The following is a 10,488-nucleotide window of genomic DNA, read 5'->3' as shown; positions in this document are numbered from 1 at the left end:
AACGGATGTAAGGCAGGGCGGGTGGGCGGGTTGTGCGTGGGCAGAGCACACGGCTGCGTCCGCCACGGGGGGGGCCAGGTTCGTTGGGGCGAGCGCGCTCGCCGGACCGTCCGGACCGGGCGGGTCGTCGTCGGCCGCCCATGCCATGGCCGGCGCCGCACCGGCGCCGGCGGCCGGGCGGGCGGCCTTCGGGCGGCGGTGGAACAGCCCCCGGGAGCGCCTTTCGGAGGCCTCGTACGGTGCGGCGGAACCCGCGACGGCCGGTCCCGGCCCCGTTTCCGCGCCCGTTCTCACGCCCGGGGCCTGGGCCTGCGGCGCCCCGGCGGAGCCGTGACCTTCCTCGGCCAGTGCGAGGAGCCGCCCGCGGAGCCAGTGCAGGGCCGCACCAAGGTAGGCGTTGTTCCGCTCCTCCCAAGTCCCTGTGGTGGCACCGACCGACGTGGTGGCACCGGCCCGCTCGGTGACGCCGGGCCGCCCCGTCGCATCGACCCGCCCCGTCGCATGGGTCCGTTCCGTAGCACCGGTCATGGCAGCACCACCTGTTGTGCGGGATCGAACCGGGTGGGCAGGGGCTTCTCCGGGTCCGGCTCGGGCAGCGGCACCGAGTCGACCCCGTCCACCCTGAGCCGCAGCGTGACGGCCGCCCCGGACGGCCTGCCGCGCGGGAGGTCGAACGAGAGGACGGCACCCGCCCTGACCGGCGCGTTCGGTACGGTCTGCAGGCCGCCGGCCAGCAGCAGCACCGCCTGGTCGTCGACGAGCAGCCGGTCGGACGGCACCGCGACCCGGACCGCCCCGGGCCGGGGGCTCGGCCGGACGGACGGACGGCCGAGCCGCACGGCGACCGGCAGCGGCAGGGCGTTGCTGGTGATCCGCGGCCCCTCGGGAGGGCCGACGACCAGCGTCAGGGTGGCGAAGCCGGCCGGCAGCGCGGCCGGGACGGGCAGCAGCACGCGCTCGGCGGTGGAGCCCGGCGCCGCGTCCGCCCAGACCGGCTGCGCCAGCCGGGGGTGGGCGAACCGCGCACGCACCGGACCGCCCGTCAGCCCCACTCCGTCGACCACGAGCTGGTCGCCGGTCCGGGCCGGGACGGAGACGTTGCCGCGCCAGGCGGCCACGGTGACCCGGTCCAGCCGGGGGCCCGCCGCCGCGCCGGCCGGCACGCCCTCGTCCCGCCCCTGCTCGTCCACCGGAGCGCGACCGCGCTTGAGTACCGGCAGCGGAGCGGCCGGCGGGTCGAGGGTGTCGATCAGGACGACCGACGCCTGGTAGGCGACCGAGATCCGGTAGTTGGTCTGGAAGGCCGTCCACAGCCGGGACTGCTCGTCGGTCCCCAGGTGGACGGGCGTCAGCCGCACGCGGTCCGGCTGCAGGTGGACGCCCGCCTCGGCCAGCACGCCCTTGAGGCCGGCCCGCGCCAGGAGCGCGCCGTCGTGCAGCACCTGCATCGCCTCGCCGAGCAGCTTGTGCGCCGCGATCTCGTCGTCGCCGTCGCCGTAGGCGGTGAGCAGGTAGCGCAGGTCGAGGGCGAGCGGCGGGTGCAGGCCGGTGCCCCCGCCGGCCTGGGTGGGCGGTTCGAGGTTGCGCCATGCGGGGTTGGGCGCGACGTCGTAGAGGAAGAGGTTGAGCTGCGGCCCGTGGGCGGCGCCCGTCCTCGCCCGGTCGGGCGGGCGCGCGGTGACCGGCGAGACCGGGGCGAGCCGGGCGCGCAGGGCCTGGGTGACGGCTTCGATCGCGCGTCCGGTGCTCATCCGCCCCACCTCCCCGGCGGGCAGACGCCGCGTCCGGCCGGCCCGCACCCGGCCGGCCCGCACCCGGCCGGTCTGTGTCGCGTCGGCCCGCTCATGCCTGGCTCCCGGCGCGTCGGCGCAGATACTGTTCCAGCGTGGTGACGGCGGGCTCCTCGGAGCGGTCACGCCGGTCGGCCGCGGCCCCGCTCGGGACGGCGCGCACCTCGATCCGGCCGATGGAGACAAGGACCACCGGGGCCGGCGCGGGCACGGGTGCCGGCCGACGGCCCGCCGCGGCCCGCGCCCGGTCGGCCCAGCCACCGTCACCGGCCCAGACACCGCGATCGGCTGCGACAGCGCCCTCGGCCCAGGCACTGCCGTCGACCGGCAGGCCGTCGGCGGTCTGCGGCGGCCGCACCGGCCCCGCGGGCGCACCCTCGTCCTCGTCTTCGCCCCCGCCCCGAGCGGCCCCGGGGCGGAGGGCGCCGCGCTCATGGTCCGCGGGCAGGTCGGGCGCGCCCTGCCGCCGGGTCGGACGGCCTGCCGCGCCGTCCACCGCATCGGCCGGCTCCGACTCGGGGCCTTCCACCGGAGTCCGTCCCCCGGCCCGTCCCGGCGCGCAGGCCCCAGGGACCCGGCCCGCGCCACCGACATCGTTGGGCACCGTGCCGGGCGGCGCCTCCTCCGGCCGCGCCCCGACCGCCCCGCGCCGGGCGGCCGACTCATGCCGCCCCGGGCCCGGAACGGCCGGTGACCGGGCGGGCTGTGCCGACTCCGTGGTAGGCCGCCCCTCGTTGGGACGGGACCGCTCGGCCGCCTCCTCCCGAAGCGCTGTCGGATCAGCCGCGGGGCTCGGCCACGCCCCGTCCATCGACATGGCCGGAGCGCCCCGGCCCTCGTCGGCGGTGCGGTCGTTCCGTACCGGCTCGAACCGCGCGAACGGTCGCGGCCGTAGCCGGCCGAGGTCGCCACCGCCGCCCGCCCGCGCGGCGATCCGGCTCAGGAAGCCGCCGGCCACGGCGGGTGCCGGCTGGGCCGGGCCGCCCGTGGGCGCGCTCATGACGTCACCAAGTCCAGGTAGCGGCGGCGCCGGAGCGCCCCGAGGGCCAGGATGTCCGACTCCCGCCAGCCGTAGGCCCGCGCCAGCGTGTCGACCTCGACGAGGAGGCACTGGGCCAGCCGCTCGACCTCCGTCCAGAGGAACGCTGCGAGGTCGAAAGGGGCCCACCAGTGCGCCCCGCACGCCGGGCAGTGCAGGCCGAGCAGGGTCTCCGCACGCGGGTCGACCGTCTCCATGGCCTCCTCCACCGCCGCCCTGACCTCCTCGGGAAGGTGCTCCGGTGGCACCTCCACCCCGGCCCGGCGGATCTCGGCGCACCGGGCGATCAGGGCCGACTCGGTGTCGGCCGCCCCGCGCACCGCGATGAGGTCGCTCAACGTCACCGGCCGGCAGCGCACTTCATGGCCGGCCGCGGTCACGGTCAGCTCCGCCTCCGTCTCCGCCGCGGGCGTGTCGTGGTCCCGCAGGGCGGACAGCGAGAACGAGGCCTCCACCAGGCCGGCGCAGGCGGGGCAGCCGGCCACCGCCTCGACGCCGTCCCCGACCAGCGAGGCGCGCAGCTCGGCGAGCAGGGCGTCGCACCGTCCGAGCGGCTCGGCGGCGAGCTGCTCGATCCGGCACTGCGGAAAGGCGGCGGCGAGCAGCGCGAGCGGCCGGCCGACCGGGGCCACGGCGCCGGCCGACTCCCAGAGGTCGAGCAGCGCTTCGTCCGTCATGGGGCGCAGGTCGGGAACGGCCCCCCGCGCGGTACCCGATGCGATCACGGCCTCACCCCAGCTCGGTGGGTTCGGTGACCTCGGCGTCGCGCTCCCAGCCCTCGTTCTCCAGCTTGAGGTGCTGGATGGCGACGGCGTTGGCGTTGGCGTCGAGGTCCGGGAGAGCCTGGTACTCGGAGACCCAGCAGCGGTAGACCTTGTAGGCGATGACGAGCTGCCCGGCCTCGTTGTAGAGCTCGATGATGATGTCCTTGCGGAAGCTCTTCAGCGCGGACTCGGCGCCCACCGTGCCGTAGTTCCAGACCTTGTTGGCCCACTGCTCGAACTCCTGGTCGTGGGTGACGCCGCGTTCGAGCGTGATCGCCTCGAACTCCGTCCGGCCGGGCGACTTGCGGCTGCTGGACGGATCGCCGCCCTCCCGGTGCCTGACCACCTCGGTGGTGCGCTTCAGGGAGCTCACCTTGCTGACCCCGAGGACGTACCGGCCGTCCCACCGCACCCGGAACTTGAAGTTCTTGTAGGGGTCGAACCGCTGGGTGTTGACAGTGAACTGGGCCATGTGTCCCGCGCTTCCTGATCGTGCCCGGCCCGGTCAGGACGGGAGTTGCTCCGACAGCTGCTGCACCTGCACCACCACGAACTCCGCCGGCTTCAACGGCGCGAACCCCACCCGGATGTTCACCACCCCCAGATCCCGGTCCGCCTGCGTCGTCGTCTCCCCGTCACACTTCACGAAATACGCCTCACGCGGCGAACTCCCCTGCAACGCCCCCTGCCGGAACAACTCCTGCATGAACGCCCCCACATTCAACCGAACCTGCCCCCACAACGACTCACCATTCGGCTCGAACACCACCCACCGAGTCCCCCGGAACAAACTCTCCTCAATGAACAACGCCAACCGCCGAACCGGCAGATACTTCCACTCCGACGCCAACACATCCGCCCCCGCCAACGTCCGCGCCCCCCACACCACCCGACCCACCACCGGAAACGACCGCAGACAATTCACCCCCAACGGATTCAACAAACCGTTCTCCCCATCCGACAACCGCACCGACAGATCCGGCACCCCCACCAAACCCGCCTCCAACCCCGCCCCCGCCTTCCACACCCCACGCACCGCATCCGTCCGCGCCAACACCCCCGCCACCGCACCACACGGGACGAAGGGCTCGATGACGCCGCCACGGAACGGGTTGGGCCGGCTGAGCCGCGGGAAGTAGACGGCGGCGTTCGGCCCCCGGCCGCCGAGTTGGTCGGCGGCCGCGCCGAAGCCGGTCACCGCGGCGTTGGCCGTCGTCCAGCCGGACGGCGGGTCGACCAGCAGGACGGCCCGGCGCTTCCGGCAGTAGGCGGCGGCGAGATCGAACAGGGCCGGCTCCACGTCGGCGCCGTCGGGGCGGTACGGCGGGATGCAGAGCAGGTTGAAGAGGTCCGCCTGGTCGAGGAGGCGCTCGTACTGCGCGCGCACCGCCTCGGTGCCGGGCACTGCACCGTCGTCGCCGCCGAGCTGGGCGGCCGCCGCGACGGCCTGGGCCCGTGCGGCCCCCAGATCGTCGCGCCTGCCGTTGACCGCCTGCTCGGCGTCGGCCGCCTTGTCGTCCGCCGTGGTCGCGGCGGCCGTGGCCGCCGTCAGCCGGGCCAGCGCCTCGGCGGCCCGGGTGCTCGCCTCGGCCTGGGTGTCCGTCGCCCGGGTCTCGGCGTTGCCGGCAGCGGTATCGGCGTCCTTGGCCGCGGCCTGGGCCTTCTCGGCCGCCTTGACCTTCTGCGGGTCGACGGGCCTGGCCTGCTGCGCGGCGGTCAGCGCCTCCGTGGCGGTCCTGAGCTCGGCGGCCGTCCGCTGCTTCTCCTGCCCGGCCGCGGCAAGGGCGGCGTCCGCGGCCTGCCCGGCCCGGTCGGCCTCCTCCTTCGCGTGCGCGGCGTCGGCGAGGGCCGAGTGCGCCGTCCGCGCCGCGGCGGCTTCCATGGCACTGCCGTTGACGGCCGCCTTCAGCGCCGCGGCGGCGGCCGTGGCCACGGCGTCCGCCATGCCCGCCGGGTCCTGCCAGGAAGGCGGGGCGCCGGCCGGAGCGGCGGCCGGGACGGGGCGGACCCGGGGAGTGCCCGGCACCGGAACGAGCGGGTCCACGCCCCAGCGCACCAGCGCCGAGTCGCGTTCGAGGACGTTCCGCACGCACCGGGGGTGGTCGGAGTAGAGCGACACGCCGGCGTGCCGCTCGGTGGCGCCCGTGCCCGTGTCCCTGACCACCAGGTTGAAGAGCTCGCCGGCCGGGGCGCCGGTCACGTCCACCCTGGCCCGCAGGCTGTTGCCCCAGGCCCCGGGCGAGGCGGCGACGAGCTTGACGGCCTGGGCGCCCTGGCCGAAGGCCAGCACGGCCGCGCCGGTGCCGCCCGCCGGCGGCTGGTAGAGGCGGCAGATGACGGCCTGGCCGCCACCGTTGAGGAAGAAGTCGCGCACCGCGAAGCCCAGGCGGCTGTCGGCCCAGAGCCCGCCGAACTCCCGCTCGAACCCGTCGAGGCCGAGGACGGTGACCGGCGCGTCGGTGCGGCCGCGGGCGGCACGGCCGACAAAGGCGGTGATGGACGTCGCCACCCCGGTGATGGTGTGGACGCCGCTCGGGATCTCCTCGATGTAGACGCCCGGCTGGGCGAGCTGCTCAGGCACGGCCACTCCTGTTCCGCTGGTCACCCGGCCCGGTCAGGACGGGAGTTGCTCCGACAGCTGCTGCACCTGCACCACCACGAACTCCGCCGGCTTCAACGGCGCGAACCCCACCCGGATGTTCACCACCCCCAGATCCCGGTCCGCCTGCGTCGTCGTCTCCCCGTCACACTTCACGAAATACGCCTCACGCGGCGAACTCCCCTGCAACGCCCCCTGCCGGAACAACTCCTGCATGAACGCCCCCACATTCAACCGAACCTGCCCCCACAACGACTCACCATTCGGCTCGAACACCACCCACCGAGTCCCCCGGAACAAACTCTCCTCAATGAACAACGCCAACCGCCGAACCGGCAGATACTTCCACTCCGACGCCAACACATCCGCCCCCGCCAACGTCCGCGCCCCCCACACCACCCGACCCACCACCGGAAACGACCGCAGACAATTCACCCCCAACGGATTCAACAAACCGTTCTCCCCATCCGACAACCGCACCGACAGATCCGGCACCCCCACCAAACCCGCCTCCAACCCCGCCCCCGCCTTCCACACCCCACGCACCGCATCCGTCCGCGCCAACACCCCCGCCACCGCACCACACGGAGCGAAGTCGAGGATCCGGCCGCCCTGTTCGGGATCGGCCCGGCGCAGCCGGGGGAAGTAGACGGCGGCGTTCTCCCGCGGGCCGTCGATCGGGGCCAGCCAGGCCTCCGGCTGCTGGGCCGGGTCCGTCCAGTCGTCCCGCGGGTCGACGAGGAACACCGCGCGGCGCTTCCTGCAGTAGGCCAGCGCGGCCGAGATCAGCCCCGGCTCGATGTCGCCGTTCTCGCGCTTGTGCGGGGGGATGCAGAGCAGGTTGAAGAGGTCCGCGTGGTCCAGCGCGTACAGCCCGGCGTGCTCCGCCCCGCCGGGCCGCGGCAGGAAGTCCGCCGCCGCCAGCGGCGCACCGTCGCTCACGCCGGCGAGCGCGGCGTCGACGGCCGTGCGCAGTGCCTGCTCCGCGGCGTCCAACGCGGCCTTGGTGCCCGTCCCGTCCTGGTACTCCCCCCGCGCCCGGTCGACGTCCTCCTCGGCCTTGCCCAGTGCGTCCTTGCCCGCGGCCGGCGTGACGCCGGCCAGGTCGCCGTCCACCCGCACCAGCGCGGACTGCGCCTCCAGCACGCTGCGCACGTTCCGGGCGTTCGGCCCGGTGGAGAGGTTGTGGAAGGTCTCGGTGCGCCCGCCCGGGGCCGCCTCCCGGACGGTCAGGTTGAACAGCTCCGCCTTGGGCACCTTCAGCTCGTCGGCGACCTGCTGGTCGGTGTCCTTCCGGTCGACCGCCGCCCGGAGGGAGACCCCCCAGGTGCCGGGGTCGACCGCGACCAGCGGCAGCCCGCCGACCGTGAACCGGACGAAGGTCGTCGTGCTGTCGGTCAGGCGGACGACGATCGCCTGACCACCGCCGTTGGCGAAGAAGTCCTGCACCGCGTAGCCGAGCGTGCTCTCGCGCCAGAGCCCGCCGAACCGCCGGGCGAACTCCTCGAAGCCGAACACGACGGTGGGCTCGTCGACCGGCCCGCGCAACGCCCGCCCGACGAACGCCGTCACGGATGTGGCGACACCGGTGATGGTGCGCACACCACTCGGGATCTCCTCGACGTACACCCCGGGATAGCTCAGCTGGGCAGCCATGGCCGTCTCCTCTCGCAGCAGACGGTCGTACGGTCACAGAGTTCCCGTCACCGGGGTGTCACTGGCCTGTCACCGCTGGCCAGAACGGGTGAAGTGCCGCGCTGAAACTCACTCGATCGGTCAATAGTGGCGATCGGCCGGTGGCAGTGACCGGTCAGTAGTGGCGATCGGCCGGTGGCGGCCCGGCAGCCGACAGCGGCTCAGCGGTCGGCCTGCAGAGGCGTCAGCCCTGGGCACTGTCGGCCTCTTGCCGCGCCTCCTGCCGGTACCGCCCCAGCTGCTGGACCACCCGCGGCCGCTCCGCCGGGCGCGGCACCACCGGGGCGAGCGGCACGCCCTCGGCGGCCGGCCGGGGGGCCTCCTCCGGGGCCGGCCAACGCGTCGCACCCTCCGCTCGGTCCAGCATGGCCCGCAGCAGCGGCGACGGCCCCACCCCCAGCTCCCGCCACAGGATCGCCCGGCACACCTCGAACTGCCGCCGGGCCTCCCCGAGATTGCCCTCCGCGAGGTGGACCGCGATCACCGCCCGGTGCGCGCTCTCCCTGATCGGGTCGAGGTGCAGGACGCTCAACGCCGCCTCCAGCGCCGCCGCGTGCCGCCCCTGCCCGAGCGACTGCGCGGACAGCTCCTCCAGCGCGTGCAGTTGGAGCTGGCGCAGCCGTTCCCGCTCGACCAGCACCCAGTCCTCGTACCACCCCGGCAGCAGGTCGCCCACCAGCCGCACCCCCTGCGCGTCCGGGGGGCCGGCCGGGCCGGGCCCGTCGAGCGCCTGCCGGGCGCTGCGCAGCCAGGTGCGGACGTCGACGTCCACCCCGGCGGCGAGCGAGAGCTGGCCGCCGCGGCGCTCCACGATCGCCGGCCCGGCGCGCTGGACCCGCCAGAGCGTGGTCCGCAGCCGCCCGCCCGCCTGCCGCTCGGGTGCCTCCGGCCAGAGGATCCCGCCGGCCTGCCCCCGGGTGGTCGTCACGCGCAACGCCAGCAGCGCGATGAGGCGTTGGCTGTTCAGGGGCAGCGTCGGCCGCTCGCTCCCGGAGCGCAGCTCGAAGCCGTCGAAGAGCCGGAGCTCCCAGCGTTCCTGCGGCTTCTCCATGGGCCCGCCCTCGCACTCGCCCCGGTCGCGGTTTCACCGGCGCTGCCGGACATCCTCCACCGGGATCCGGGCCGCTCAGGCCCCCGATTCGCCCGTGCCGGGCATCCCGGCCGCCGACTCAACCCTTTCGGGTGACGCCGGCCCCGCCCGCCGGTGCCCCTCGCCGGGCAGGCGGGACGTGGGAGGCTACGGGAGCACTGCCCGCCGCCGCCAGGAGAAGCCCCCGTGAACCGCCGCCCGGACCACCTGCCGGACCACCTGCCGGAGCAGCCGCCCGGCCAGCCGCTCGACCACCCACCGGGCCACCCGCGCGCCGCTCTGCGGCTCGACGCGCAGGCGTCCGGGCATCCCGCGGGCATCCTCGACGCCGCCGGGCGGGCCGAGCGGCGGGGCATGGACCGGCTGGTGGTCGCCGAGACCGCGTACGACCCGTTCGTCCAACTGGCCCGCGCCGCCGACCGGACCAGCACGATCGAGCTGGCCACCGGCATCGCGGTCGCCTTCGCCCGCACGCCGATGACCCTGGCCTACCAGGCGTGGGGCCTGCACGCGGCCTCCGGCGGGCGCGCCGTCATCGGCCTCGGCTCGCAGGTCAAGCCGCACATCGAGAAGCGCTTCGGAATGCCCTGGGACCGGCCGGCCGCGCGGATGCGCGAGTACGTCCACGCGGTGCGGGCGATCTGGCACAGCTGGCAGACCGGCGAACGGCTCCGCTTCCGCGGCGACTTCTACACGCACACCGTGATGACCCCGGTCTTCTCCCCCGACCCGATCCCCGCCGGCGCGCCCCGGATCCTGCTGGCCGGCGTGGGTCCGCTGATGACCCGCACCGCCGGGGCGGTGGCCGACGGCTTCCTCGGCCACCCGTTCACCTCGGTCGCCTACCTCACCGAGCAGGTGCTTCCCGGTCTGGCCGAGGCCCGCGCCGGCGCCGAGGCGGACGGCGCCGCCTGGACCGACCGCCCCTTCGAGATCACCGCCAACGTGCTCACCGCCACCGGCCGGACCGAGGAGGAACTGCACGCCAACCGGGCCGCGGTACGCGAGCGGCTGGCCTTCTACGCCTCCACGCCCGCCTACCGCCCGGTGCTGGCCCAGCACGGCTGGGAGGACCTCCAGGAGCAGCTGCACCACCTGTCGGTGCGGGGCCGGTGGCAGGAGATGGCCGCCCTGGTCGACGACGAGGTGCTGGACACCTTCGCCGTCGCCGGCCCGGTCGAGGAGGCCGCCCGGGAGATCCACCACCGGTACGCCGGCCTGGTCACCCGGCTCTCCGTCAGCCTCCCGGACGACGCCGACCCGGACCTCGGCCTGGACGTCCTCGCCGCCGTCCGCGCCCTGGGCTGACCGCGCGAGCGGGGACGGCGGTCGCCCGGGCGGCGGCGGCCTCCGGCTCGGGCCTGCGCCGCTCGGGCCCGGCGGCCACGAACCCGGCGAACCGGCCTGCCCCGCCGTCGGCCTGGCCGGTCCAGGCGGCGAGCTGGTCGACGACGGCCCGGGCCGGGCGCGGCGCGGAGAGCAGCCCGCGCGTGATGCCCTCCGCCAGGGTC

At 75.3% G+C, this 10,488-nt stretch carries 8 protein-coding genes; 1 reads left to right on the top strand and 7 read right to left on the bottom strand.

Going from position 1 to position 10,488, the window contains the following annotated elements:
- Positions 1-524: 524 nt before the first annotated feature.
- The 7 genes from ACZ6NC_RS30555 to ACZ6NC_RS30525 all read right to left on the bottom strand — a co-directional run bounded on the left by ACZ6NC_RS30555 (position 525) and on the right by ACZ6NC_RS30525 (position 8,938).
- Positions 525-1,751 carry a Pvc16 family protein gene (locus tag ACZ6NC_RS30555; RefSeq protein WP_465737077.1) on the bottom strand — a complete coding sequence of 409 codons (1,227 nt, stop codon included), beginning with the start codon at positions 1,749-1,751 and terminating at the stop codon, positions 525-527.
- A 91-nt stretch (positions 1,752-1,842) separates the two neighbouring features.
- Complete coding sequence (locus ACZ6NC_RS30550) at positions 1,843-2,319, bottom strand: hypothetical protein (protein WP_465737076.1); 477 nt, start codon at positions 2,317-2,319, stop codon at positions 1,843-1,845.
- Between the two features lie 467 nt (positions 2,320-2,786).
- Complete coding sequence (locus ACZ6NC_RS30545) at positions 2,787-3,506, bottom strand: hypothetical protein (RefSeq protein WP_465737075.1); 720 nt, start codon at positions 3,504-3,506, stop codon at positions 2,787-2,789.
- Between the two features lie 52 nt (positions 3,507-3,558).
- Entirely contained in the window at positions 3,559-4,065 is a 507-nt protein-coding gene (locus ACZ6NC_RS30540) for a phage tail protein (protein ID WP_465737074.1), read from the bottom strand.
- Positions 4,066-4,098: 33 nt separating this feature from the next.
- A complete protein-coding gene (locus tag ACZ6NC_RS30535; RefSeq protein ID WP_465737073.1) occupies positions 4,099-6,174 on the bottom strand; it encodes a phage tail sheath family protein in 2,076 nt (691 codons plus the stop codon).
- Positions 6,175-6,207: 33 nt separating this feature from the next.
- Positions 6,208-7,848, bottom strand: coding sequence for a phage tail sheath family protein (locus ACZ6NC_RS30530; protein WP_465737072.1), 1,641 nt, complete (start codon positions 7,846-7,848; stop codon positions 6,208-6,210).
- Positions 7,849-8,071: 223 nt separating this feature from the next.
- Entirely contained in the window at positions 8,072-8,938 is an 867-nt protein-coding gene (locus tag ACZ6NC_RS30525; RefSeq protein ID WP_465737071.1) for an AfsR/SARP family transcriptional regulator, read from the bottom strand.
- 225 nt (positions 8,939-9,163) lie between these two features.
- Here ACZ6NC_RS30525 and ACZ6NC_RS30520 point away from each other — a divergent pair, with 225 nt between their 5' ends.
- Positions 9,164-10,285, top strand: a complete 1,122-nt coding sequence (locus tag ACZ6NC_RS30520; protein ID WP_465737070.1) for a TIGR03617 family F420-dependent LLM class oxidoreductase — start codon at positions 9,164-9,166, stop codon at positions 10,283-10,285.
- The last annotated feature ends 203 nt before the right edge of the window (positions 10,286-10,488 follow it).

The organism is Kitasatospora sp. NPDC041988 (assembly GCF_055588525.1).
Note: the sequence above shows the minus strand (reverse complement) of the source record. Positions and strands in the feature narration are given on the sequence as shown.

What these genes read in the sequence shown, in the direction of transcription:
- ACZ6NC_RS30555 (WP_465737077.1), bottom strand. Translation starts at nt 1,751, where the DNA reads ATGAGCACCGGACGCGCGATCGAAGCCGTCACCCAGGCCCTGCGCGCC.
- ACZ6NC_RS30545 (WP_465737075.1), bottom strand. Translation starts at nt 3,506, where the DNA reads ATGACGGACGAAGCGCTGCTCGACCTCTGGGAGTCGGCCGGCGCCGTG.
- ACZ6NC_RS30540 (WP_465737074.1), bottom strand. Translation starts at nt 4,065, where the DNA reads ATGGCCCAGTTCACTGTCAACACCCAGCGGTTCGACCCCTACAAGAAC.
- ACZ6NC_RS30530 (WP_465737072.1), bottom strand. Translation starts at nt 7,848, where the DNA reads ATGGCTGCCCAGCTGAGCTATCCCGGGGTGTACGTCGAGGAGATCCCG.
- ACZ6NC_RS30525 (WP_465737071.1), bottom strand. Translation starts at nt 8,938, where the DNA reads ATGGAGAAGCCGCAGGAACGCTGGGAGCTCCGGCTCTTCGACGGCTTC.